The organism is Streptomyces flavochromogenes (assembly GCF_000717595.1).
GTDB classification, from domain to species: domain Bacteria; phylum Actinomycetota; class Actinomycetes; order Streptomycetales; family Streptomycetaceae; genus Streptomyces; species Streptomyces flavochromogenes.
Map to the genome: position 1 here is coordinate 42,656 of NZ_JNZO01000005.1, position 23,276 is coordinate 65,931.

At 70.8% G+C, this 23,276-nt stretch carries 20 protein-coding genes, 1 tRNA gene and 1 riboswitch; of the genes, 7 read left to right on the plus strand and 14 right to left on the minus strand.

Annotated features, from left to right (window positions below):
* Positions 1 to 11: 11 nt before the first annotated feature.
* The 3 genes from IF00_RS0106600 (at position 12) to IF00_RS0106610 (ending at position 3,511) form a co-directional block, all read left to right on the plus strand.
* A complete protein-coding gene (locus tag IF00_RS0106600) occupies positions 12 to 1,037 on the plus strand; it encodes an SGNH/GDSL hydrolase family protein (protein WP_209439736.1) in 1,026 nt (341 codons plus the stop codon).
* Positions 1,038 to 1,149: 112 nt separating this feature from the next.
* Positions 1,150 to 2,370: an acetyl-CoA C-acetyltransferase gene (locus tag IF00_RS0106605; protein WP_030315249.1), complete on the plus strand. Its 1,221-nt coding sequence runs from the start codon at positions 1,150 to 1,152 to the stop codon at positions 2,368 to 2,370.
* A 298-nt stretch (positions 2,371 to 2,668) separates the two neighbouring features.
* Positions 2,669 to 3,511 carry a hypothetical protein gene (locus tag IF00_RS0106610; RefSeq protein ID WP_030315251.1) on the plus strand — a complete coding sequence of 281 codons (843 nt, stop codon included), beginning with the start codon at positions 2,669 to 2,671 and terminating at the stop codon, positions 3,509 to 3,511.
* Between the two features lie 121 nt (positions 3,512 to 3,632).
* On the opposite strand, the gene IF00_RS0106615 is transcribed toward IF00_RS0106610, so the two are convergent.
* Positions 3,633 to 3,962 carry a hypothetical protein gene (locus IF00_RS0106615; protein ID WP_030315253.1) on the minus strand — a complete coding sequence of 110 codons (330 nt, stop codon included), beginning with the start codon at positions 3,960 to 3,962 and terminating at the stop codon, positions 3,633 to 3,635.
* 118 nt (positions 3,963 to 4,080) lie between these two features.
* Between IF00_RS0106615 and IF00_RS0106620 the strand changes: the two genes are divergently transcribed.
* A complete protein-coding gene (locus IF00_RS0106620) occupies positions 4,081 to 4,311 on the plus strand; it encodes a DUF4287 domain-containing protein (RefSeq protein ID WP_030315254.1) in 231 nt (76 codons plus the stop codon).
* 123 nt (positions 4,312 to 4,434) lie between these two features.
* Here IF00_RS0106620 and IF00_RS0106625 read toward each other — a convergent pair whose 3' ends face one another.
* Both IF00_RS0106625 and IF00_RS0106630 read right to left on the minus strand, forming a co-directional pair.
* A complete protein-coding gene (locus IF00_RS0106625) occupies positions 4,435 to 5,337 on the minus strand; it encodes a Bax inhibitor-1/YccA family protein (RefSeq protein ID WP_030315256.1) in 903 nt (300 codons plus the stop codon).
* Positions 5,338 to 5,537: 200 nt separating this feature from the next.
* Positions 5,538 to 5,622, minus strand: a tRNA-Leu gene (locus tag IF00_RS0106630).
* A 374-nt stretch (positions 5,623 to 5,996) separates the two neighbouring features.
* Between IF00_RS0106630 and IF00_RS0106635 the strand changes: the two genes are divergently transcribed.
* Together IF00_RS0106635 and IF00_RS0106640 are read left to right on the plus strand one after the other, a co-directional pair.
* Positions 5,997 to 6,767, plus strand: coding sequence for an ABC transporter ATP-binding protein (locus IF00_RS0106635; RefSeq protein WP_030315258.1), 771 nt, complete (start codon positions 5,997 to 5,999; stop codon positions 6,765 to 6,767).
* 88 nt (positions 6,768 to 6,855) lie between these two features.
* Positions 6,856 to 9,387 (plus strand): ABC transporter permease, encoded by a 2,532-nt coding sequence (locus IF00_RS0106640; RefSeq protein ID WP_030315260.1) that lies wholly within the window; start codon positions 6,856 to 6,858, stop codon positions 9,385 to 9,387.
* Positions 9,388 to 9,449: 62 nt separating this feature from the next.
* Here the strand turns inward: IF00_RS0106640 and IF00_RS0106645 are convergent, their stop codons facing one another.
* From IF00_RS0106645 to IF00_RS0106685, 9 genes are all read right to left on the minus strand, one after another.
* On the minus strand, positions 9,450 to 10,757 hold the full coding sequence (locus tag IF00_RS0106645) for an SAM-dependent methyltransferase (protein ID WP_030315261.1): 1,308 nt from the start codon (positions 10,755 to 10,757) through the stop codon (positions 9,450 to 9,452).
* 204 nt (positions 10,758 to 10,961) lie between these two features.
* Positions 10,962 to 12,341 (minus strand): NAD(P)/FAD-dependent oxidoreductase, encoded by a 1,380-nt coding sequence (locus tag IF00_RS0106650; protein ID WP_030315263.1) that lies wholly within the window; start codon positions 12,339 to 12,341, stop codon positions 10,962 to 10,964.
* A gap of 370 nt (positions 12,342 to 12,711) precedes the next feature.
* Positions 12,712 to 13,623, minus strand: a complete 912-nt coding sequence (locus IF00_RS0106655; RefSeq protein WP_030315264.1) for a Ppx/GppA phosphatase family protein — start codon at positions 13,621 to 13,623, stop codon at positions 12,712 to 12,714.
* Positions 13,620 to 14,171 carry a DUF501 domain-containing protein gene (locus tag IF00_RS0106660; protein WP_030315266.1) on the minus strand — a complete coding sequence of 184 codons (552 nt, stop codon included), beginning with the start codon at positions 14,169 to 14,171 and terminating at the stop codon, positions 13,620 to 13,622. The genes IF00_RS0106655 and IF00_RS0106660 overlap by 4 nt, the downstream gene beginning before the upstream one ends.
* Positions 14,172 to 14,203: 32 nt before the next feature.
* Positions 14,204 to 14,674, minus strand: coding sequence for an FtsB family cell division protein (locus IF00_RS0106665; RefSeq protein WP_030315267.1), 471 nt, complete (start codon positions 14,672 to 14,674; stop codon positions 14,204 to 14,206).
* Between the two features lie 101 nt (positions 14,675 to 14,775).
* A complete protein-coding gene (gene eno / locus IF00_RS0106670; RefSeq protein WP_030315269.1) occupies positions 14,776 to 16,062 on the minus strand; it encodes a phosphopyruvate hydratase in 1,287 nt (428 codons plus the stop codon).
* A gap of 357 nt (positions 16,063 to 16,419) precedes the next feature.
* Positions 16,420 to 17,127: a LysM peptidoglycan-binding domain-containing protein gene (locus IF00_RS0106675; RefSeq protein WP_030315270.1), complete on the minus strand. Its 708-nt coding sequence runs from the start codon at positions 17,125 to 17,127 to the stop codon at positions 16,420 to 16,422.
* A gap of 3 nt (positions 17,128 to 17,130) precedes the next feature.
* Positions 17,131 to 17,304: riboswitch (cyclic di-AMP (ydaO/yuaA leader) on the minus strand.
* 258 nt (positions 17,305 to 17,562) lie between these two features.
* The gene (locus IF00_RS0106680; RefSeq protein ID WP_030315272.1) at positions 17,563 to 18,669 is read right to left on the minus strand and encodes a transglycosylase family protein; all 1,107 of its coding nucleotides are present in this window, start codon (positions 18,667 to 18,669) and stop codon (positions 17,563 to 17,565) included.
* A 150-nt stretch (positions 18,670 to 18,819) separates the two neighbouring features.
* On the minus strand, positions 18,820 to 20,127 hold the full coding sequence (locus IF00_RS0106685) for a cytochrome P450 family protein (protein WP_030315275.1): 1,308 nt from the start codon (positions 20,125 to 20,127) through the stop codon (positions 18,820 to 18,822).
* Between the two features lie 96 nt (positions 20,128 to 20,223).
* On the opposite strand from IF00_RS0106685, the gene IF00_RS40995 reads away from it, so the two are divergent.
* Positions 20,224 to 21,423: a globin domain-containing protein gene (locus tag IF00_RS40995; protein WP_030315277.1), complete on the plus strand. Its 1,200-nt coding sequence runs from the start codon at positions 20,224 to 20,226 to the stop codon at positions 21,421 to 21,423.
* A gap of 55 nt (positions 21,424 to 21,478) precedes the next feature.
* Here the strand turns inward: IF00_RS40995 and IF00_RS0106695 are convergent, their stop codons facing one another.
* Positions 21,479 to 22,444, minus strand: coding sequence for a nucleoside triphosphate pyrophosphohydrolase (locus IF00_RS0106695; RefSeq protein WP_030315278.1), 966 nt, complete (start codon positions 22,442 to 22,444; stop codon positions 21,479 to 21,481).
* A gap of 19 nt (positions 22,445 to 22,463) precedes the next feature.
* On the minus strand, positions 22,464 to 23,108 hold the full coding sequence (locus tag IF00_RS0106700; RefSeq protein ID WP_030315279.1) for a SurA N-terminal domain-containing protein: 645 nt from the start codon (positions 23,106 to 23,108) through the stop codon (positions 22,464 to 22,466).
* Positions 23,109 to 23,276: the final 168 nt, after the last annotated feature.

Consider the following 23,276-nt stretch of genomic DNA (forward strand, 5'->3'; position numbering starts at 1 on the left):
GTGACGGCCCCATGTCGAGGGCGAGGGTGGCGCGGCGGATCGCGGCGGGTGCGGCGTACGGCGGCGGGAGCATCGGACTGCTGGGTGTGGCGGCGGTGGGCGTCCTGCTGGCCGAGATGCAGATCGCGAAGCGGACGGTGGGCGGCGGCGCGGCCCCCCTGCCACCGGGAGCGGACGGCCTCTACGGCCGCGCGTTCGGCACGGACGACCCGCTGCGGCTGGCCCTTCTGGGTGATTCCACGGCGGCGGGCCAGGGGGTGCGCCGCTCGGGCCAGACGCCGGGCGCGCTGCTCGCCTCCGGGCTCGCGGCGGTGGCGGAGCGGCCGGTGGTGCTGAGGAACGTGGCGCTCTCCGGTGCCCGCTCGGACGACCTGGAGCGCCAGGTGTCGCTGCTGCTGGCCCAGCCGCTCGGCCCGCCCGACGTCTGCGTGATCATGATCGGGGCGAACGACGTGACGCACCGGATGCCGCCGACGGAGTCGGTACGGCTCCTGGCGTCGGCGGTCCGGCGGCTGCGGACGGCCGGCGCGGAGGTGGTGGTCGGGACCTGCCCGGACCTCGGGACGATCGAGCCGGTCTACCAGCCGCTGCGCTGGCTGGCCCGGCGGGCCTCCCGGCAGCTGGCGGCGGCGCAGACGATCGTGGTGATCGAGCAGGGCGGGCGGACGGTGTCGCTGGGCGACCTGCTCGGGCCCGAGTTCGCGGCGAACCCGCGCGAGATGTTCGGGGTGGACAACTTCCACCCCTCGGCGGAGGGGTACGCGACGGCGGCGATGGCCGTGCTGCCGACGATGTGCGCGGTGCTGGGGGTGTGGCCGGAGACGGACCGCCTGGAACCGGCACGGCGGGAGAACATGCTGCCGGTCGCCAAGGCGGCCGCGGAGGCGGCGAAGGAGGCGGGCACGGAGGTCACGGGCGCCCGCGCGCCCTGGGCCCTCCTGAAGCACCGCCGGAGGCGGCGTCTGCCGGTCGCGACGGACGCGTCGCCGGAGGCGCAGGGGGAAGGAGCCACGGAGACCCCCGCCCCCACCAACTGAGCGCTCGCTTAGAAAAGAGGTCCGCATCACATGCCCAGGCCGGTGACCCCATGCGGTACGTACGGGTAACTTCCCTTTCAGTCCGCCCACTCCGCACCCTCATGGAGCCGTGATGCCCGAAGCCGTGATCGTCTCGACCGCCCGCTCGCCCATCGGCCGGGCCTTCAAGGGCTCCCTCAAGGACCTGCGGCCGGACGACCTCACCGCGACCATCGTCAAGGCCGCCCTGGCCAAGGTGCCGGAGCTCGACCCGCGCGACATCGACGACCTGATGCTGGGCTGCGGTCTGCCCGGCGGCGAGCAGGGCAACAACCTGGGCCGCATCGTGGCCGTGCAGATGGGCATGGACCACCTGCCGGGCTGCACGATCACCCGCTACTGCTCCTCCTCGCTGCAGACCTCCCGCATGGCGCTGCACGCGATCAAGGCCGGCGAGGGCGACGTCTTCATCTCGGCCGGTGTCGAGATGGTGTCCCGCTTCGTGAAGGGCAACTCGGACTCCCTGCCCGACACGCACAACCCCTTCTTCGCCGAGGCCGAGGCCCGTACCGCCGAGGTCGCCGCCTCCGAGGGCTCCACGTGGCACGACCCGCGCGAGGACGGCATCGTCCCGGACGCGTACATCGCCATGGGCCAGACCGCGGAGAACCTGGCCCGCCTCAAGGGCATCAGCCGCCAGGAGATGGACGAGTTCGGCGTCCGCTCGCAGAACCTCGCCGAGCAGGCCATCAAGAACGGCTTCTGGGAGCGCGAGATCACCCCGGTGACGCTCCCGGACGGCACCGTCGTCTCCACGGACGACGGCCCGCGCGCCGGCGTCACCCTGGAGGGCGTGCAGGGCCTCAAGCCGGTCTTCCGCCCCGACGGCCTGGTCACCGCCGCCAACTGCTGCCCGCTGAACGACGGCGCCGCCGCGCTCGTCATCATGTCGGACACGAAGGCCCGCGAGCTCGGCCTGACCCCGCTCGCCCGCATCGTCTCCACCGGCGTCTCCGGGCTCTCCCCCGAGATCATGGGCCTCGGCCCGGTCGAGGCGTCGAAGCAGGCCCTCAAGCGCGCCGGCCTGACCATCGGCGACATCGACCTGGCCGAGATCAACGAGGCCTTCGCGGCCCAGGTGATCCCGTCCTACCAGGACCTGGGCCTGGACCTGGACAAGGTGAACGTCAACGGTGGCGCCATCGCCGTCGGCCACCCCTTCGGCATGACCGGCGCCCGGATCACCGGCACGCTGATCAACAGCCTCCAGTTCCACGACAAGCAGTTCGGCCTGGAGACCATGTGCGTCGGCGGCGGCCAGGGCATGGCGATGGTGATCGAGCGCCTCTCGTAGGACCGGGCCACCGGGCCTGGCGCCCCTCGCGGGTCGGGGAGTGCGCCGGGGCGCGTCTCCTCGTACCGAGGGCTCCAACCGCACCGCGTCCGAGCCGTGACCGAATCTCCCCCAGGATGTGACCTACATCCCGGGGGAGTTCGTTTTCCCAGGTCAGAGCCGTTTCGGGACTAAACACCTGGTAGAAATACCTGTCCAATTCGTGACGTAATGCACTGACAGCGAGCCCCACCCCAGGACAAGCTGATGTAGGAAGTCGGGGGATCGACTCGGAATCGGGAGTACGTCAGTGAGCGCCATGCCTCTTGCCCTGCTGCTGACCACGGCCGCTGCCACGGCCGTGGGCGCTGCCGCCCTGCACGCCGTCCACGGTCTCCGCAAGCAGGTCACCGCCCTGCGGAGCGAACTGGCGGCCGGACACGGCGTCACCGTTCCCGCGGCCCGTGCCACGCCCGCCGCCGAGATACGGGCCGCGGTCGCTGAGGCGCTGGCCGAGGAGCGCGAGCGCGAGCTCGCCGAGGCGCGGGCCTTCTGGGCCGCGCAGGAGGCCAGGGACGCGGCCGACGCCCCCTCCCTGCTGGGCGGTCTCGGCGGCCCGGTCGACGACGGCACCTTCTTCGTCCCGCGCCAGGCCGACTTCGTGGGCCTCGAGGCGATGGCCCTGGAGGCCATGGAGGCGGAGGCGGCGGCGCTCGACGGCCCCGACGCACTGGACCCGCTCGACTCGGTCGACGCCTTCGAGGAGTACCCGGAGGACTCGGCCGAGCTGGCCGCGGCCCGCCGCCGGCACCCCTCGCACCCGGACTTCGTGCCGGTGCAGACCCCCGTCGTCACCGACCACGAGCGGACGGTGGCCCGTCTCGAGGAGCTGGCCGACACCGCCACCGCGCTGACCGACGTGCGCCCGGGTCCGCTCGGCACGCTCGACGTGTACGTCTTCGCGGACGGTACGACGCTCTGCATGACCCCGGGGCACCGCGAGACCGCGGAGCGCCTCGCGGAGGCCCTGCGCTCCGGCCGTACGCCGGTGCTGCTCGGCGGCTCGGGCGTCTCGGGCGCCTTCGCCCTCACGTTCTCGTACGGCGAGGCGGACGACGAGAACGTCTACATCCTGGCGGACCGCGTCATCGCGTCGCTGTAAGGCCGTTCCAGGCCTCTCCAGGGCCTCTTCAGGCCACCCCAAGGCCATTCCAGGCCTCTCCGAGCCGCTCCAAGACCCCTGTGAGACCTTCTGAGGGCCCCGGCCCCGTGCCCGGCCCTCCTTACAGGCCCGAGCGCTCCGCAGCCTCACGGACCAGCCCCACGGCCTCCGCCAGTTCCCCCTCGCGGGAGTCGGCCGGGGCCGTTCGCAGGATTTCGGCCAGATCGTTCCCGGCGACGACCAGCTGGTCGGCCACGGTGAAGACCCCCGCGTCCGGCATCGTCCTCGGCTCCCGCGCCGGTTCCTCGGCGCGCTGGGCGCGCACCGCGAGCTCGCGGGCGAGGGCAAGTCCCTCGGCCGCCGCACCGCGCTGGAGGCGGCTCTGCGGGGCGGCCCGCAGCCGGTCGGCGAAGCGTTCGACGGCGGCGGTCAGTTCACTCGTATCGCGCACCCCGCGACCCTACGCGCCGTCCCGGGCCTCTTGCCAACGGGCGAACACTTGGGCACGGTGACGTGAAGAAGTGCCAGGAGTACGAGGAGCACACGGTACGACGCGTCCGGAGGCGCCGATGTCCCACACATTCTCCGAAGAGACCCACCGCAACATGCTGGCCCGCATCCCGGGCCGCACCGGTCGTGAGATCGCCGACTGGATGCGCACCGTCGAGGAGGGCCCCTCCCTCCTCCGTTTCGAGGAGCGGGTGAGCTGGCTCCGCGGGGCCCACGAGCTGGCGTACGGCCACGCGAAGGCGATCCTGCACGAGTACGACCTGCGGCGGGCGGCTCGGAGACTGCTCTGAGGTCCGGGAGCCACCCTCGTCCGACAGGGGAGGGTCCGAGCACCATCCCCGTCCCCACCGGGAACGCGGAAGGGCCCGCCCGGCACGAAGCCGGACGGGCCCTTCCCCCCGAGTCGGGACGCGTCAGTCGTCGCCCTGCAGGATCGACAGCAGACGCAGCATCTCCAGGTAGATCCACACCAGGGTCATGGTGAGACCGAAGGCGGCCAGCCAGGCCTCCTCGCGCGGCGCGCCGTAGGTCACGCCGTCCTCGACCTGCTTGAAGTCGAGGGCGAGGAAGCAGGCACCGAGGATGATGCCGATGACACCGAAGAGGATGCCGAGGCCACCGCTGCGGAAGCCGAGGCCGTCACCGCCGGCGAAGACGGCGAACAGCAGGTTGGTCACCATGAGGAGCATGAAGCCCATCGCGGCGGCCATCACGAAGCCGTAGAAGCGCCGGTTGACCCGGATCCAGCCCATCTTGTAGGCGACCAGCACGCCGGCGAAGACCGCCATCGTGCCGAGGACCGCCTGGATGACCACGCCGTCGGCGATGTACGTCGAGACGGCGGCCGAGATCACTCCGAGGAAGACGCCCTCGAAGGCCGCGTAGCCCAGGATGAGCGCCGGCGACGGCTTGCGCTTGAACGACTGCACGAGCGACAGCACCAGGGCGACCAGGGCGGCGCCGATGGCGATGCCGTAGGACTTGCCCAGGTTGGCGGGGTCGACCGGCAGGAGCAGCCAGGACAGCACGGCGGTGAGCACGACCGTGCCGAGCGTCATGGCCGTACGGCTCACGACGTCGTCGATCGTCATCACGTTGCCGCGGGCCTGCTGCGGGGCGCCGAGCTGCGTGTCCTGCGGGGCGTACGGGTTGGTGGCGTACGGGTTCGTCGCACCCTCGGCATACGGGTTGCCGGTGGCGTACGGGTTGGTTCCGACGGCGGGGCCCCCGGCCTGCGGCTGCTGGCCGTTGAAGCCCGCGGTGCCGTTGTCGCGGCTGAACCCCCGTCGCGAGAAGACCGGGTTGCTGCTCCTCATCTCACTCCTCCATGGCGTGCCGCATGCGCGCGGCCTCGCGTCAAGAGTAATGCGTAGGCAAAAGAAACTCTCTAGTGCTCGGGGAGGATCTTTTCCCGTACGTTTTCGATCTTCGCGCGGGCCGTCGCGGTGGTCGCGAGGGCTCGCGCGGTGAAGTGAGGGGCTTCGCCGGGCCACAGGTGTGACACCTGGGGCCCGGGTGGTGCCCGGAACCGGACTCGAACCGGTACGGCCCGAAGGCCAGCGAGGTTTAAGCTCGCCGTGTCTGCATTCCACCATCCGGGCGTCGCGAAGCTCCGCGTTGGCACATGAGCCTATCGGGGCGCTTCCCTCGTTCAGCGGAACATCCTCCCGATGTTGTCTTATTTTATTGACGCCTGAGGGTGCGTCAGTGCAGGTGGGAGCCATTTCGCCGAACTGTGACAGGGGTCGCAGGCGCAAAGCCGCACCCCCTGGAATGACGAAAAGTCGTCGCACGTGTGTCACCTCGGCGTGAAGCCCTCTCTCAGGGGCGCCGTCATACCTCAGGAGGAGGATCGGGGTCCCCGGTCCGACTCGAGACTGCCTCGGGAACGGGCATGTGGGCGGACGATCCGAGCGCGAACGCTCGACACGATGGAGGGGTTCCCACAGAAGCCCCGCAGTGACAGGAGTCCCTCGTGACCACCACTCCCACCGTGTCCCGCGCCACCGCGGTGGCCGCCCGCGCCACGGATCTCTCGAAGGTCTACGGACACGGCGAGACCCAGGTGGTCGCGCTCGATCACGTCACCGTGGACTTCCGCCAGGGCGAGTTCACCGCGATCATGGGCCCCTCCGGCTCCGGCAAGTCGACGCTCATGCACTGCGTCGCCGGCCTCGACTCCTTCTCCTCCGGCTCGGTCCGGATCGGCGAGACGGAGCTCTCCACCCTGAAGGACAAGCAGCTCACCCAGCTGCGCCGCGACAAGATCGGCTTCATCTTCCAGGCCTTCAACCTGCTGCCGACGCTGACGGCCCTGGAGAACATCACGCTGCCGATGGACATCGCCGGCCGGAAGCCCGACAAGCAGTGGGTCCAGCAGGTCATCGACATGCTCGGGCTCTCCGCCCGGCTCAGCCACCGTCCGACCGAGCTCTCCGGCGGCCAGCAGCAGCGCGTGGCCGTGGCCCGCGCCCTCGCCTCCCGCCCCGAGATCATCTTCGGTGACGAGCCCACCGGAAACCTGGACTCCCGCTCGGGCGCCGAGGTCCTCGGCTTCCTGCGCAACTCGGTCCGCGAGCTCGGCCAGACCGTCGTCATGGTCACCCACGACCCGGTCGCCGCCTCCTACGCGGACCGCGTGATCTTCCTCGCCGACGGCCGGATCGTCGACGAGATGCTGCACCCGACGGCGGACGGCGTGCTCGACCGCATGAAGGCCTTCGACGCCAAGGGCCGCACGAGCTGACGCCGTAGCGCCGGAACCGGACCCGAACCGGTACGGCCCGCGCCTCGCGCTCCCGCCCGCCGCCCCTCCCTTCCTCCAGGACACACCCATGTTCCGTACCGCCCTGCGCAACGTCCTCGCGCACAAGGCGAGACTGCTGATGACCGTCCTCGCCGTGATGCTCGGCGTGGCCTTCGTCTCCGGCACCCTCGTCTTCACCGACACCCTCGGCCAGGCCTTCCGCAACCAGTCGGCCAAGAGCTACGACGACGTCGCCGTCGCCGTCGAGATGTACCCGTCCCCCGAGGAGGCCCGGAAGACCCCCGGCCTCTCCCAGCAGGACGTCGACAAGGTCGCGAAGCTCGACGGGGTCGCCTCCGTCACCCCGCGCGTCGACGGCTTCGCCGGGGTGCCCGACAAGAACGGCAAGCTGATCGGCGTCGGCTGGTCCAACAAGGGCACCAACTTCGCCCCCGGCAAGGACGGCAAGGACCGCGCGTACGCCTTCGTCTCCGGGAACGGCCCGGCCTCCGCCGGTCAGGTCGCGCTCGACAAGGACACCGCGGACAAGGGCGGCTACAAGATCGGCGACACCGTCCGCGTCGCGACCACGGGCCCGGTGAAGGAGTACGAGCTCTCGGGCGTCTTCACCACCGAGGACGGCGCCGTCAACGCCGGCGGCAGCCTCGTCGTCTTCGACACCGCCGTCGCTCAGAAGCTCTACCTCAAGCCCGGCTACTTCCGGGACCTGGCCGTGAGCGCCACGCCCGGCACGGACGACGAGAAGCTCCTCGCCGAGGTCCTGAAGGTCGTCCCGAAGGCTGCCGACGCGCAGACCGGCGAGGCCCTCGCCGAGCAGCAGGCCAAGGACATCGAGGCCGGTCTCGGCGCGCTCAACCAGGTGCTCCTCGGCTTCGCGGGCATCGCGCTCTTCGTCGGGATCTTCCTGATCTCCAACACCTTCACCATGCTGGTCGCGCAGCGCACCAAGGAACTCGCCCTGATGCGCGCCGTCGGCGCCTCGCGCAAGCAGATCACCCGGTCCGTCCTCGCCGAGGCCGCCCTGGTCGGCCTGGTCGCCTCCGCCGTCGGCTACGTGCTCGGCATCGGCCTGGCCGTCTCCCTCCGCTCGGCCATGAGCGCCTTCGAGATGAAGGTCCCCGGCGGCGGCCTCGTCCTCACCGCCACCCCGGCCGTCAGCGCGTTCGCCGTCGGCGTCCTGATCACGATGCTCGCCGCCTGGCTGCCCGGCCGCCGTGCCGCGAAGATCCCGCCGGTCGCCGCCATGAGCAGCGTCCACGCCACCGCGAGCACCAAGTCGCTCATCGTGCGGAACTCCATCGGTGCGGCGATCACCGCGCTCGGCGCGGTCCTGATCGTGCTCGGCGCCGGCCAGGGCGGCGACGAGGGCCGCATGTTCATCGCGGGCGGCGCCTTCCTCGCCCTCATCGGCGTGATCGTGCTGATCCCGTTCCTGTCCCGGCCCGTGATCGCCGTGATCCGTCCCGTCTTCGTGAACCTCTTCGGGGTCTCGGGCAAGCTCGCCGGACTCAACGCGGTCCGCAACCCGCGCCGCACCGGCGCCACCGCCTCCGCCCTCGCCATCGGCCTGACCCTGGTCACCGGCCTCTCGGTGCTCGGCGCCACGGTCGGCACGGCCCTCGACAAGGCCACCACGGACCAGATCAAGGCCGACTACATGGTCACCATGGCCAGCGGCAACAGCCTGAGCCCGGAGGCGCTGACCGCCCTGGAGAAGGCTCCGGGCGTCACCGCGATCTCCCCGCAGCAGGCGGGCGCGCTGGACATCAAGGGCTCGTACGTCTCGGCCTCCGGCGTCACCCCCGGCGACATCGACAAGGTCCTCAAGCTCACCGTCGTGAACGGCTCGCTGTCCTCCCTCGACAAGGGCGCGATCGCCGTCGACGAGAAGACCGCCGCGAAGCGCGGCCTGAAGGTCGGCGACACGGTCCCGGTCGAGTTCCTCGACAAGCAGAAGGCCAAGCTGACGGTCGGCGCGGTCTTCGAGCCCAGCGAGTTCGTCTCGCCGGTCCTGATCGACCACAAGCTGGTCACCGCGCACGAGGAGCGGGCGGAGATCCGTCAGATCTTCGTCTCGACCGAGGGCGGCGCGAGCGCCGCCAACGAGCGGGCCCTGGCGAAGGCCATGGGCGACAACCCCGACATCACCGTGATGGACCACAAGGGCATCCGCGACTCCTTCGGCGGCCCGATCAACCTGATGCTCAACATCATGTACGGCCTGCTCGGCATGGCCCTGATCATCGCGGTCCTCGGCGTCGTCAACACCCTCGCGATGTCCGTCTTCGAGCGGCAGCAGGAGATCGGCATGCTGCGGGCGATCGGCCTCGACCGGCGCCGGGTGAAGCGGATGGTCCGTCTGGAGGCCGTGGTCATCTCGGTGTTCGGCGCGGTCGTCGGCATCGGCCTCGGCTCGTTCCTCGGCTGGGCGATCGGCGAGACCATCAGGGAGCAGATCCCCGGCTACGCCCTGGTCCTGCCCTGGGACCGGATCGGGATCTTCCTGGTCCTGGCCGGCCTGGTCGGTGTCCTCGCCTCCCTGTGGCCGGCCCGGAGCGCGGCCAAGCTGAACATGCTCGCCGCCATCAAGGCCGAGTGACGGAAGCAGCGGTACGAAGGGCCGGTCCCCCCCACCCGGGGGGGCCGGCCCTTCGGCGTACGTCAGGTCTTCTCGTTCCAGACCCGCGGCCGCAGCGCCGTGCCGCTCTTCCCCGACACCGGGGTCTTCACGGCGAGGAACTGGTTCACGCCGATCCGGTTGCGCTCGAAGGAGACCGCCGAGGCCGCCATGTAGAGCCGCCAGATCCTCGCCCGGCCCGGCGAGGTGAGCCGGACCGCCCGGTCCCACTGCCGCTCCAGGTTGGCCACCCAGCGGCGCAGGGTGAGGGCGTAGTGCTCGCGGATCGCCTCCACGTCCCTGACCTCGAAGCCGGCGTCCTCCAGGGTGCTCAGCGTGCGGCCCATGGGGGCGAGTTCGCCGTCGGGGAAGACGTACGCGTCGATGAAGGGGTCGATCTCGTACGCCTTCTCGTCGGGCTCGGGGCGCCGCGAGATCTGGTGGTTGAGGAGCCGTCCGCCGGGCTTGAGGAGCCCGTACAGGATGTCGGCGTACTCCCGGTACCGGACGGCGCCGACGTGCTCGGCCATGCCGATCGAGGAGATCGCGTCGTACGGGCCGTCCGTGACGTCCCGGTAGTCCTGGACGCGGATCTCGATCAGCTCGGTCAGGCCCTCGTCGGCGATCCGCTTGCGGGCGTACGCGGCCTGCTCCCGGGAGAGGGTGATGCCGACGACCCTGGCCCCGTACTCCCGGGCGGCGTGGAGGGCCATGGAGCCCCATCCGCAGCCCACGTCGAGGAGCCGGTCGCCCTCCTTCAGGTTCAGCTTGCGGGCGATCAGGTCCAGCTTGTCGCGCTGGGCGTCCTCCAGGGTCGCGTCGGGGCCGTCGGAGGCCCAGTACGCGCACGAGTAGACCATCGACGGGCCGAGGACCAGCTCGTAGAAGTCGTTGCCCACGTCGTAGTGGTGACTGATCGCCTGCTTGTCGCGGCGCCGGGTGTGCCGACCGCCGCTGCGGCCGCGCATCTCCTCGGCCGGCGGCTGCGGCGGCAGCGGCGGACCGGACAGTTTGAGCAGGGCGCCGGCGGCGGCGCGCAGCCGCGGGTCGCGCGCGGACGCGAGCAGCCCCCTGGTGTCCTCGTCACGCTCCCAGAGAAGGCCCGAGAGCCCGTCCAGAAGGGCGTACAGGTCTCCCTCGACATCCAGCTCTCCGGCCACCCAGGCGCGGGCCAGGCCCAGTTCGCCGGGTTTCCAGATCATCCTCCGCAGGGCGCGGCGATCGCGGACGATCAGGACGGGGCCGCCCACTGGTCCGGCTTCACTGCCGTCCCAGGCTCGCAGCCGGACCGGGAGCGGTCCGCCCAGCAGCTCCTCTGCGAGACTCGTCAGCCGCGACGCGGCGTCGGCCATGGTGCACACCTCCGTGATCTCGTGCCCCAGAAATGCTCGTCACCAAGGGAACACCGTCCGTAGGCGTTTGCAGTCCCGGCGCAGCGCAATCAGTCGGCAAAACACGCGAAGGGCCGTCCGCACCACGGATGGCGGACGGCCCTTTTACGGCCTTGCGTGTACTGCTTGGTCCTGCTCGGGTACTGCTGGTCCTGCGGGTGCCGCTTAGGAGGCCTTGGCCTTCTCCTGCGCCGGGGCGGCCGGCGCGGGGGCGGGCTTGGCCGCCTCGTAGAACTCCTCGCGCGGCGTCTCCATGGCACCCAGGGAGACGACCTCGCGCTTGAGGAACATCGCGAGGGTCCAGTCGGCGAAGACGCGGATCTTGCGGTTCCAGGTCGGCATCGCCATGCCGTGGTAGCCACGGTGCATGTACCAGGCGAGACGGCCCTTGAGCTTGATCTTCACCTTGCCCATGACGATCATCGCCACGCCCTTGTGCAGGCCGAGGCCGGCCACCGCGCCCTTGTTGGCGTGGCTGTACTCCTTCTGCGGGAAGCCGCGCATGCCGGCCACCACGTTGTCGCCGAGGACCTTGGCCTGGCGCAGGGCGTGCTGGGCGTTCGGCGGGCACCAGGCGTTCGGGTTGCCCGCCTTGCGGCCGACCATGTCCGGGACCTGGGCGTTGTCGCCCGCGGCCCACGCGTAGTCGAGACCGTTGATCTGGAGCTTCTCGTTGCAGTCCACGTGGCCGCGGGGGCCGAGCGGCAGACCGAAGCGGGAGAGCGCCGGGTTCGGCTTCACGCCGGCGGTCCACACGATCGTGTTGGAGTCGACCTCGAGGCCGTTCTTCAGCACGACGTGGCCGTCGACGCAGGAGTCCATGGAGGTCTCGAGGTAGATCTCGATCCCGCGGCTCTCCAGGTGCTCCTTGCCGTACTGGCCGAGCTTGGGGCCCACCTCGGGAAGGATCTTGTCGGCCGCGTCGACCAGGACGAAGCGCATGTCCTCGCGCGACACGTTCTGGTAGTACTTCGCGGCGTCCCGGGCCAGGTCCTCGACCTCGCCGATGGTCTCCGCGCCGGCGAAGCCGCCGCCCACGAAGACGAAGGTCAGCGCCTTGCGGCGGACCTCCTCGTCGGTGGTCGAGTCGGCCTTGTCGAGCTGCTCGAGGACGTGGTTGCGCAGGCCGATGGCCTCCTCGATGCCCTTCATTCCGATGCCCTGCTCGGCGAGGCCGGGGATCGGGAAGGTACGGGAGACTGCGCCCATCGCGATGACGAGGTAGTCGAAAGGCAGCTCGTACGCCTCGCCGACGAGCGGCGCGATCGTGGCGACCTTGCGGTCCTGGTCGATGGTGGTGACCCGGCCGGTGAGCACCTCGGCTCCGCGCACGACGCGTCGCAGCGGGACGACGACGTGGCGCGGCGAGATGCTGCCGGCGGCGGCTTCGGGGAGGAAGGGCTGGTAGGTCATGTACGACCGCGGGTCGACGACCGTGACGGTCGCCTCCGCGTAGCGCATCTTCTTGAGGATGCGCCGAGCTGCGTACAGGCCTACGTACCCGCCGCCTACTACGAGGATCCTGGGACGCTCCGTGGTGCTCATGAGATCGAGTATCCACCCCTCCTGAGGGGGGTGCTCGTGCGCCCCTTCACAAGGTCTCCGGACACCTCTGCTACACTCCGCCGCCCACGTGATCCATGTCATGGTGCTGCAAAGGAACCGGGGTACCGGGGCGAACGTTGTTCACCCCTTGTGAACTGGCCCGGAGAGCTTCCGTTAACGCTGTACCAGGGGGGCCGTTCACGCGATGGAAACAACGAGCGAATCGGGCCCCACGCCTGCGAAAGGGCCCTGAGGCACCCCCCGGAAGGCCCAAAGACCCCCTTCGGGCGCCGCCAGGGCCCTTTTCCTTGTGAAGAACTTCACGAACTTTCCCGACGACATGTCGTCGGAGGGCGTCGATAGGTGCCCGCTATGCCACGGATAGGGCGATCCCATCGAGGATGTCGTGCTCGCTGACGACGACCTCGTGGGCTCCGACCCGCTCGACGATCTCCCTCAGGACGATCGCGCCGGCGATGATCACGTCGACCCGACCGGGGTGGATGACGGGGATCGCGGCCCGCTCCGCGTGCGTGGAGGCGAGCAGCCGGTCGGTGACCTCGGCGACCTGGGCGGCGGAGATCCGGGCGTGGTGGATCTTCTCGGAGTCGTACTCCGGGAGCCCGAGGGCGATGGCGGCGACCGTGGTGACCGATCCGGCGAGCCCGACGAGGGTCTCGGCGCTGTCGATCGGGACGGTCTCGGCCGCCAGGTCGAGCGCGGCCCGGACGTCGGCGCGGATCGCGTCGGCCTCCTCGGCGGTCGGCGGGTCGTGCCGGACGTGCCGCTCGGTGAGCCGGACGCAGCCGATGTCGACGGAGCGGGCCGCCTCGACGTGCCGGTTGCCCACGACGAACTCGGTCGAGCCGCCGCCGATGTCCACGACCAGACGGCGGTCGTCCCCGTGCAGCTCGCCGGTGGCGCCGGTGAAGGAGAACGCGGCCTCCTGGTCGCCGGTGATCACCTCGGGCTCGACGCCGAGGATCTCCACGACCCCGTTCACGAAGTCCGCGCGGTTCTCGGCGTCGCGGGAGGCGGAGGTGGCGACGAAGCGCAGCTTCTCGGCGCCCAGCTCCTTGATGACCTCGGCGTACGCGCGGCAGGCGGCGAAGGTCCGCTCCAGGGCCTCGGGGGCGAGCCGGCCGGTCTTGTCGACGCCCTGCCCGAGCCGGACGATCGTCATCCGCCGGTCCAGCTCGATCAGCTCACCCTCGGGGTGGATGTCGGCGACGAGGAGGCGGATGGAGTTCGTGCCGCAGTCGATTCCGGCGACCCGGGTCACTCCGCCCCCTCCTTCTTCTCCTCGTCCTCGTCCGCGCACGGCGTGACGCAGGCGCCCTTCGCCCACCACTCCGGCAGCATCGCGAGCGCCTCGTCGCCGAACGGGTTCACACCCGGCCCGGCGGCCAGCGAGTGACCGACGAGGACGTGCAGGCACTTCACGCGGTCCGGCATGCCGCCGGCGCTCGGAAAGCCCTCCAGGACCTCGATGGCGTCACGGCGCGCGATGTAGTCCTCGTGCGCGGCCCGGTAGGCGGCGGCGAGCTCGGGGTCGGTGGCGAGCCGGGCCTGCATCTCCTTCATGACCCCGTTGGCCTCCAGGGTCCCGATGGCCGAGGCCGCCCGGGGGCAGGTCAGGTAGTACGTGGTCGGGAACGGCGTGCCGTCGGGAAGCCGGGGCGCGGTCTCGACGACGTCCGGGTTGCCGCACGGGCAGCGGTGCGCGATGGCGCGCAGGCCGCGGGGCGGCCGGCCGAGCTGGAGCTCGAAGGCGGCGATGTCCCGCTCGGTGGGCTCGGTGCGTTCGGTCTGCGGAGGGGGCGTTTCCATGTCTGCCTTGCTCGTCTGGTGCGGAGGAGGGGTCAGGGGCGGTCGGCGTGGTCGACGCCGTCCCAGAGGTTGTCGTACCAGGGGCGGTCCGCCGCACCCTGGTCGCCGCGGGGCCGTTGCTCCGCGGCGGGGTCGTTCACGGTGAAGCCGGTCTCGCCGGGCAGCAGGTAGTGGAGGTGCTCGCGGGCGAGGCGGCGGACGTAGGCCGGGTCCTGGAGGCGGGCCTTCTCGTCCCTGAGCTCCTCGACCCGGCGGGCGGCCTCGGCGGCCCTGCGCTCCTGCTCGGCGATCTCGCCCTGCTGGGAGACGTAGCTCCGCATCGGGTAGGCGAGCGCCACGACGAGGGAGCAGACGACCAGGGCGAGGAAGGCCGCGCGGCCGGTGAGCCGGGAGCGGCGGGCCTGGCGGCGGGTCTGGGAGCGGTAGACACGGGCGGCGGTCTGCTCGCCGAGCAGTCTGATCCGGGTCGCGGTGGAGAACCGGTCCCGGTCCTTCGCGGCCATGTCGTGTCGCCTCCCCTGTTCACGCGGACGTCCCCGCACACGGTACGGGACCGAGTACGGGGACGTACGGAAGCTGCCCTGCGGAGGGGCTCAGCCGTTGATCAGCCCTTGAAGCGCGGGAAGGCGCTGCGGCCGGCGTAGACCGCGGCGTCGTCGAGGATCTCCTCGATGCGCAGCAGCTGGTTGTACTTGGCGACACGGTCCGAGCGGGCCGGGGCGCCGGTCTTGATCTGGCCGCAGTTCACGGCGACCGCGAGGTCGGCGATGGTGACGTCCTCGGTCTCGCCGGAGCGGTGGGACATCATGCACTTGAAGCCGTTGCGCTGGGCGAGCTCGACGGCGTCGAGGGTCTCGGTCAGCGAGCCGATCTGGTTGACCTTGACCAGGAGGGCGTTCGCGGTGCCCTCCTCGATGCCGCGGGCCAGGCGCTCCGGGTTGGTGACGAAGAGGTCGTCGCCGACGATCTGGACCTTGGAGCCCAGCTTGTCGGTGAGGACCTTCCAGCCGGCCCAGTCGTCCTCGTACAGCGGGTCCTCGATGGAGACCATCGGGTATGCGGAGACGAGCTCCTCGTAGTACTCGGTCATCTCGGCCGCCGAGCGGGACTTGCCCTCGAACTCGTACGTGCCGTCCTTGTAGAACTCGGACGCGGCCACGTCGAGCGCGAGCGCGACGTCGGAGCCCGGGGTGTAGCCGGCCTCCTTGATGGCCTCGACGATGAGGTCCAGGGCGGCGCGGTTCGACTCGAGGTTCGGCGCGAAGCCGCCCTCGTCGCCGAGGCCGGTGGAGAGGCCCTTGCGCTTCAGCACGGCCTTGAGGGTGTGGTAGATCTCGGCGCCCCAGCGGAGGGCCTCGGAGAAGGACTCCGCGCCGATCGGGGCGATCATGAACTCCTGGATGTCCACGTTGGAGTCGGCGTGCGACCCACCGTTGAGGATGTTCATCATCGGAACGGGCAGCAGGTGCGCGTTCGGGCCGCCGAGGTAGCGGAAGAGCGGAAGGTCCGAGGCCTCGGACGCGGCGTGCGCGACGGCGAGGGAGACGCCGAGGATGGCGTTGGCGCCGAGGGAGCCCTTGTTCTCGGTGGCGTCCAGGTCGAACATGGCCTGGTCGATCAGGCGCTGCTCGGTGGCGTCGTAGCCGACGAGCTCCGGACCGATCTGCTCGATGACGGCGAGGACGGCCTTCTCGACACCCTTGCCCAGGTAGCGGTTCGGGTCACCGTCGCGAAGCTCGATGGCCTCGAACGCACCGGTGGAGGCGCCGGACGGAACGGCAGCACGACCGGTGCTGCCGTCGTCGAGGCCGACCTCGACCTCGACCGTGGGGTTGCCTCGGGAGTCCAGGATTTCCCGGGCTACGACGACGTCGATGGACGGCACGAGCATCTCCTTTTTGGGATGTGACGCTGGATGTGACGCAAGGTCGGTGCAGGGTCGCTTGGCCTTGCGACAAGAGCCTAACCGGCTCGGGGGCTCCGGCCAGCCGGGCGCCCGCCCCCTGGGACGAAAAAGGACCCAAGGGCATGCATGTCGGGACGAAGGGCCCCAGATCTACCGGCCGGTAACAGCAATGACCGCCCGATCCTGTCCGTAGGCCCTCCCCTTATCGCCTCCGCACGCCCTCCGGAAACGGGGGAACCCCGGCCCGACGCGCACGGGGGATGGGCGCGTCGGGCCGGGGTGGTCACCGCGGGAGGGTCGGAGGGGCCGCGTGAGCCGCCGGACTCACGCGGACCGCCGGGCTCACTTCAGGTGAAGCTGCTGGCCCGGGTAGATGAGGTCGGCGTTCTCGACGACGTCCTTGTTCAGCTCGAAGAGCTTGGCCCAGCCGCCCTTGACGCCGTGCGCCTGGGCGATCTTGCCGAGGGTGTCGCCGGTCACGACCTTGTACTCGCCGTCACCCTTCTTGACCTTCTTGCCGGTCGGGGTGGTGACGGTCTTCTTCGCGGCGGCCTGCGGAGCGGCCTGCTGCTGCGTGGCCTTCTTCGGGGCCTGGCGCTGCTCGCTGCGGGTGGTCGGCTGCTCGGCCTTCCGCTCCTGCTGCTGCGGCGCGCTCTCGGCGGCACCGGTGTTCGGCGAGGCGCCGGAGAGGCCCACGCCGCAGGACGGCCAGGCACCCTTGCCCTGGCCCGCGAGGACCTTCTCGGCGATGGCGATCTGCTGGGACTTCGACGCCTGGTTGGCGGTCGCGGCGTAGGCGGTGCCGCCGTACGCGGCCCAGGTGGAGGCCGAGAACTGCAGGCCGCCGTAGTAGCCGTTGCCCGTGTTGATGGACCAGTTGCCACCGGACTCGCACGCGGCGACGGTGTCCCACTCGGAGACCGTGGCGGCCGAGGCGGTGCCCGCGGTCATCAGCGGGGCGGCCACGGCGACACCGGTGACGCCGACGAGCGTGGCGACCTGGGTGGCCTTGGAGGGACGACGGTGTTTGCCCTTGCCGGAAAACAGCATGGAGATTCTCCTCACCGACGCCTGTGAGGTGAGCTGTCGGGTTCGGGCCGGAAAGTTGCCCGGCCGCGCGTCCTAGCGCGCGGCTTCACCCCAAGCCGTTCACCGGCCGTCTGTCTCAACGGCCGGGACCGGCACTTACCTTGGGTCCCCCACTCCTGCCTTCGGCGCTTGCGCGACGACAATTCCCATCGGCCGACGGCAGGATTCGGCGTTTCGGTCGACGGGGCCCGCGGTGGCGAGCGGTGATGACCGTAGACACAGACCCACCGGAAGTTCAAAGAGGCATATTGCGGAAATAACGCCCCTACTTGCCTTCCGGTGGGGGGTGTTTGTGCAGGTGAGAGGCGACAGAAGCAAAGTTTGCGGGCGTGACACGCCAGTTGGGGCGAAGAGACCCATGTCTCACTTGCCCAGAACCGGACATACGCCCCCGAATCACTTCGCCGGCGCGATCGAACCGTTCGTCAGATCGAGGGCCTGACCAGGGAGGATGAGATCCGGATCGAGGCCCACGGTCTGCCGGTTGGCGTCATAGAGGGCGGTCCAGCCTCCGGGGAGTTCGTTCTCCTGTGCAATGTCGGACAGATTGTCGCCCGGCTGCACGAGGTAGGAGCCCGACTTGCCCTGACTGTCCGTTGCGTCCGATTCCTTCGACGCGTCAGCCGGAGCCTTCTCCAGGGGGTTTTCAGTCAGCTTGCTGCCCGATGAAGCATGTCTACCCGATTCGGTAGAACTGTCCGGGTTGCCGGTTTCCTCCGGAGCCGCGTCACCCCGGTGCTTGCCGGTACCGGGAGTGGCCGACGACGCGTCATCCGTCGGGCCGCCGGGCGTGGTGGCTCCCGGCACACCGGGCGTACCGGGCGTACCGGGCGTAACGGACTCATCGGGCGCACCCGGAGTCGTGGGTACGGTCGGGTGGCTCGGATCGGTCGACACGGAGGGGCTCGCCGGGGTGGTCGGCGTGACGGGAGCGGTCGGCGAGACGGGAGTGGCGGGCGCGGTGGGCGATGCCGTCTCCGCGGCCTTCTTGGCATCCTTGGACTCCTTCGCCTCCTCCGAGGACCCCTCGGAGGTCCCGGGAAGGCCGGTGGTCCAGTTCGACTCGGGAACCGGCCCCGTGGGCGCATGGGGGATGTTCGCGGGGCCGGGGTCCACGCCGGGCGAGGTGCCGTCGTTCGTCAGGCCGGCGATCGGCGCGCAGGTGGCCCACTCGGTGGAGCCCTTGGCAAGGGCCTTCTCGGCCACCGCGATCTGCTGGGCGCGGCTGGCCAGGTCGGGGCTGGGCGCGTAGGCCAGACCGCCGTTCCGCTCCCAGCTGTCCTGGGTGAACTGGAGCCCGCCGTACATGCCGTTGCCGAAGTTGGCGCTCCACTGGCCGCCGGACTCGCATTCGGCGACGCGGTCCCAGGTGGCGGCGTCCGCGGCGGAGGCGGACCCGGTGGCGAGCAGCGGCAGCGCCATGGCGGAGCCGGTCACACCCGCGGCGACGACGATGGCGGGGGCCTGACGGGGGCGACGGTGACGTCCGTTCCCGGAACGCATAGAAGCGCCTTTCGCGTGACGACTGTGTGGACAGACTCAGTTGTCGGACATGGCCGAATTACTCAACCTCGTTGACGAACCGAGCTGACGGGGAAGGTAGCCGTATTCGAACGCTCATCACAAGTCGATGCACCCGCGATCACGCGAAGATCACAGTTTTGACGACTCGTCACTTCGTGGAGGTCGTACGGAAGGGGTGAACTCGACCGGAAGCGTGCGCAATCCGCGCATGATGAGCCCACCGCGCCACCGCAGTTCCTCCGGATCGGCGGCAAGTCGCAGGTCCGGCAGCCGAGTCAGCAGGGTGGCGAGCGCGGTCTGTCCTTCGAGCCGCGCGAGCGGCGCGCCCAGGCAGTAGTGGATGCCGTGCCCGTACCCGAGGTGCTGGTTGTCGCGCCGCGTCAGGTCCAGGGTGTCCGGCCCGTCGAACCGCTCCGGGTCCCGGTCCGCGGCGGCGAGCACCACGAGGACGGGGTCGCCCGCCGGGATGTCCTGCCCGCCGAGGGTCAGCGGCTCGGTCGCGTACCGCCAGGTGGCCATCTCCACCGGCCCGTCGTACCGCAGCAGCTCCTCGATCCCGGTCTCAAGGAGCCCGGTCTCCCCCGCCGCGACCGATGCCTGGAGCAGCTCGCGCTGCTCGGGGTGGCGCAGGAGCTGGTACATGCCGTTGCCGATGAGGTTCACGGTCGTCTCGAAGCCGGCGAAGAGAAGGATGAAGGCCATCGCGGCGGCCTCGTTCTCGGTGAGGTGCTCGCCGTGGTCGGAGGCCCTGATGAGCCCCGAGATGAGGTCGTCGCCGGGCTCCTCGCGCTTGCGGTGGATCAGCTCGGCGAGATAGCCCCGCATCTTCTTCACCGACCGCGCGACCCCGCCGCGCGGGCCGCCGCCGTGCCGGATCATCATCCCGGCCCAGTCGCGGAAGTCGTCCTGGTCCTCCTCGGGCACGCCGAGCAGGTCACAGATCGCGTAGATGGGGAGCGGGAAGGCGAACTCGTGGATGAGGTCCGCGCTCCCCTTCTCCACGAAGGCGTCGATGAGCCGGTCGGTCAGCTCCTGCACGCGCGGGGTGAACTCGGCGACCCGGCGCGGGGTGAAGGCCTTCGAGACGAGCCGCCGCAGCCGGGTGTGGTCCGGCGGGTCGATGTTGAGCAGATGCGTCATCAGCTCGGCCTTGCGCTCGCCCGGGATGCCCGTCTTCCCCTTGGCGTGCGGGGACTCGTCGTGGTGCGCGGGGTTCTTGGAGAGCCGCTGGTCGGCGAGGGCCTGCCGGGCGTCCCCGTACCGCGTCACCAGCCAGGCCTCGACCCCGCTGGGCAGCGTCGTCCGGTGCACGGGCGCGTGCTCGCGGAGCCAGGCGTACGCGGGATACGGATCGCTCGCGAACTCCCAGGTGAAGAGCTCGGGCGCGGGGGGCGACACGGGGCAGGACGCGGGATCGGTTCCGGGGGTGGTGCTCACTCCCCGACCGTACAGGGCGGTCCGGAAGGTGAGGTCTGTCGGATCCTGTGATCAAGAAGGGGGTGGTGCCCTAGATTCTTGTCGGTGGATCCTCAGATGCTCAGAAGCACGTTCGCGGTCGTCGAGAGACGGGCCGAACACGCCGTCACCTTCTTCTACTCGCATCTTTTCTGGAACAACCCCGCCATGCGCGAGCTGTTCCCCGAGGACATGCAGCCCCAGCGGGACCGGCTCTTCGCCGCGCTGACCCATGTGGTGACCCGGCTGGAGTCCCCGGGGCTCGCCGAGTATCTGGGGCAGCTGGGCCGCGACCACCGCAAGTTCCTCGCCTCCCCCGCGCTGTACGCCGCCGTCGGATCGAGCCTGCTCGCCGCCTTCGCGCACGCCGCCGGAGCCGCCTGGAGCCTGGAGGCCGAGAAGGCCTGGACCGAGGCGTACGGGCACGTCGCCGATCTGATGCTGGCGGGCGCCGAGGAGGCGGCCGGGGCCGGGGAGCCGGCCTGGTGGGACGCGGACGTCGTCCGGCACGAGCGGTACGGCGAGGATCTGGCCGTCCTCACCCTGCGGCCCCGGCAGCACCTCCCCTTCCTCCCCGGGCAGTACGTCAGCGTCAGCTCGCTGCGCGTCCCGCGCGTCTGGCGCACCTACTCCCTCGCGGACGCGCCCCGCCCCGACGGCACGGTCGAACTCCATGTGAGCCGGATCCCGGGCGGCGCGATGAGCACGGCCCTCGTCGACGAGACGGGTCCGGGCGAGACGCTGCGGCTGAGCGCGCCCGGCGGTGGCCTCACCGCGTGCACGGAGCCGGGCGGCCTCCGTACCTATATATGCGCGGGTACGGGCTGGGCGCCGGTGAAGGCGCTCCTCTCCGAGGCGGCGCAGGCCGAGCCGGAACTGAAGGGCCGGCTGTTCGTGGTGGCGCGCGCGAAGGAGTATCTGTACGGCCGGGGGGACGCGGAGCGACTGCGGAGACATCTCGGCGGACTCAGCGTCACCTACATCACCTCGGCCCCCGGACACCGCAAGGACCAGGCGACCGAGCGGCTCCTCCAGGCACTGCGGGCCTGCGTCCACTGGCCCTCGCACGACGTCTACCTCGCCGGACCGCCCGGCTTCCTGACGGAGGTCGCCGAGGCGCTGGTGGAGCTGGGCACCGACCCGTACCGGATCCACCACGACACCCTGCAGCCCGTGGGACGCTTCACCGCCCGCCCGAACACCGCGGCGGAACGCCTCCTGGGCCCGCCGCCCCCGCTCTGGCACAACCCGGGCGCCCGGGCGCCGCGCGAGCTGTAACACCGGCCAACGGCGCCGAGAGCCGGCCACGAACGGCCAGGGGGTGTCGTGCCGATCAGGCCGTCACACCCTCCGCCACGCGGATCGCCTCCCGGTACGTCCGGGCCGCCGCGCGCAGCGCCGCCTCCGGATCCCCGCCCTCCGCCTCCGCGCGGACGGCGAGGGCGAGCAGGTCGTAGCCGATGCCCCGCTCCGCCGGGAGGGCCACGTCGAGGCCCGCCGCGCGCGCCCGGCCGCCGAGCTTCGCGGCGAGCGCGAGCCCCGGCTGGCCCAGCGGCACGCCGTCCGTCACGGACTCCCGCTGCTTCTCGATCGCCTTGGTGCGCAGCCAGTGGGCCCGTACGTCCTCCGGCGTCTCCGCCTTCTCGTCCCCGAAGACGTGCGGGTGGCGGCGGATCAGCTTCTCGACGAGGGCGCCGGCGACATCGTCCACGGAGAAGGGCTCCTCCGGGTCCTCCTCGGCGATCCGGGCGTGGAAGACGACCTGCAGGAGGACGTCCCCGAGCTCCTCGCGCAGCTCGTCCCGGTCGCCGTCCTCGATCGCCTCGACGAGTTCGTACGCCTCCTCGATCCCGTACTTGGCGAGCCCCTCGTGGGTCTGCAGGGAGGTCCACGGGCACTCGCGCCGGATGCGGTCCATGATCTGCACGAGGTCGAGGAGCCGGGCGCCGGGCAGGTCGTACGAGCCGGGCAGCAGTTCCAGGTCGGGCATCGTGTGGCGGCCCGAGCCGGCGAGCCGGGCGAGGCCGTCGGTCAGTACCCGGTCGCCCTCGCCCGAGGGCAGCAGCAGGACCGTACGGCCTCCGGCGCACGCCTCGACGAGTTCCTCGGCGCTGGGCCGGAGGTGCTCGACGGCGACCCCGGCCTCCCGCAGGTACGGCAGCTGGGGGTGGTGCTCGTCGGGGCAGAGCACCCGGTCCGCGGCGCCCAGCGCCTGCCAGGCGGGCCAGGACAGCAGTCCGGGTGCCACACGGTGGCTGGCGGTGAGCAGAACGATGCGGCCGGGGCTCTCAGATGTCACCCCTCGAACTTACTCCGCCTCACGCACCGGCCGGGACGGCGCCCGGGTCCTGGCTGAGCTGCCGCAGCCAGGGAGCGGTGGTGTCGCCGAGCCGGACCTGGGCGTCGTCCCAGGCGCCGTAGCGCGGGTTCACGTCGATGGCGAGGTCCTTGGAGGCGGCCGAGAAGACCTCCGTCAGCTTCCGCTGGCCCTCGGGGGTGTCCGTGACGCCCAGCTTGGCGGCGATCTTGTTCATGAGGACGTTGCGGCGGACGACGTCGTCGATCTGGCCCGGCGCCACGCCCTGCTCCTGGAGGAGGACGTCGGCGAGCCGGTCCTCGCCGCCGCTCTCGCGGACGAACGCGGTCCTGGTCTCCTGGAGCTCGGCGCGGGTGACACCCACGCCGTTGTCCGCGGCGACCTTGTCGACGACCCGGTCGAAGATCATGACGTTGAGCTTGCGGCGGGGCAGGTCACCGGTGGCCTGGACGAGCTGGGCGGCCTGCGGGGAGCGCTCCTGAGCGGTGCGCACGTCCTGCACCTGCGCCTGCAGGCTGGAGACGTCGATCCGTTCGCCGCCGACGACGGCCGCCGCTCCTGGGTGGGCGTCACTGCCGCAGGCGGTGAGCAGCGGGGCCGCGGCGAGCAGTGCGGCGGAGACGGTGAGCGCAGTGCGGCGGTGCAAAGGAGCCTCCCGGGCTGGTCGTGCGTCAGTTGAACGACCTTGCGGTGATCGATGTTAGGGAGTCGCCCGGGCCGGAGCCACTACTTCGGTGCGACTGTTTCCCCCAACGACTCACGGGCACGCCGGGTGTCGGCCGGTAACCGTCCCGTATCCGCCCCTTCGTACGCC

Excerpts from the sequence above, each read along its gene's own strand:
- IF00_RS0106600 (WP_209439736.1), top strand. The coding sequence starts at position 12 with ATGTCGAGGGCGAGGGTGGCGCGGCGGATCGCGGCGGGTGCGGCGTAC.
- IF00_RS0106605 (WP_030315249.1), top strand. The coding sequence starts at position 1,150 with ATGCCCGAAGCCGTGATCGTCTCGACCGCCCGCTCGCCCATCGGCCGG.
- IF00_RS0106610 (WP_030315251.1), top strand. The coding sequence starts at position 2,669 with ATGCCTCTTGCCCTGCTGCTGACCACGGCCGCTGCCACGGCCGTGGGC.
- IF00_RS0106620 (WP_030315254.1), top strand. The coding sequence starts at position 4,081 with ATGTCCCACACATTCTCCGAAGAGACCCACCGCAACATGCTGGCCCGC.
- IF00_RS0106625 (WP_030315256.1), bottom strand. The coding sequence starts at position 5,337 with ATGAGGAGCAGCAACCCGGTCTTCTCGCGACGGGGGTTCAGCCGCGAC.
- IF00_RS0106640 (WP_030315260.1), top strand. The coding sequence starts at position 6,856 with ATGTTCCGTACCGCCCTGCGCAACGTCCTCGCGCACAAGGCGAGACTG.
- IF00_RS0106645 (WP_030315261.1), bottom strand. The coding sequence starts at position 10,757 with ATGGCCGACGCCGCGTCGCGGCTGACGAGTCTCGCAGAGGAGCTGCTG.
- IF00_RS0106650 (WP_030315263.1), bottom strand. The coding sequence starts at position 12,341 with ATGAGCACCACGGAGCGTCCCAGGATCCTCGTAGTAGGCGGCGGGTAC.
- IF00_RS0106660 (WP_030315266.1), bottom strand. The coding sequence starts at position 14,171 with ATGGAAACGCCCCCTCCGCAGACCGAACGCACCGAGCCCACCGAGCGG.
- IF00_RS0106665 (WP_030315267.1), bottom strand. The coding sequence starts at position 14,674 with ATGGCCGCGAAGGACCGGGACCGGTTCTCCACCGCGACCCGGATCAGA.
- eno (WP_030315269.1), bottom strand. The coding sequence starts at position 16,062 with ATGCTCGTGCCGTCCATCGACGTCGTCGTAGCCCGGGAAATCCTGGAC.
- IF00_RS0106675 (WP_030315270.1), bottom strand. The coding sequence starts at position 17,127 with ATGCTGTTTTCCGGCAAGGGCAAACACCGTCGTCCCTCCAAGGCCACC.
- IF00_RS0106680 (WP_030315272.1), bottom strand. The coding sequence starts at position 18,669 with ATGCGTTCCGGGAACGGACGTCACCGTCGCCCCCGTCAGGCCCCCGCC.
- IF00_RS40995 (WP_030315277.1), top strand. The coding sequence starts at position 20,224 with ATGCTCAGAAGCACGTTCGCGGTCGTCGAGAGACGGGCCGAACACGCC.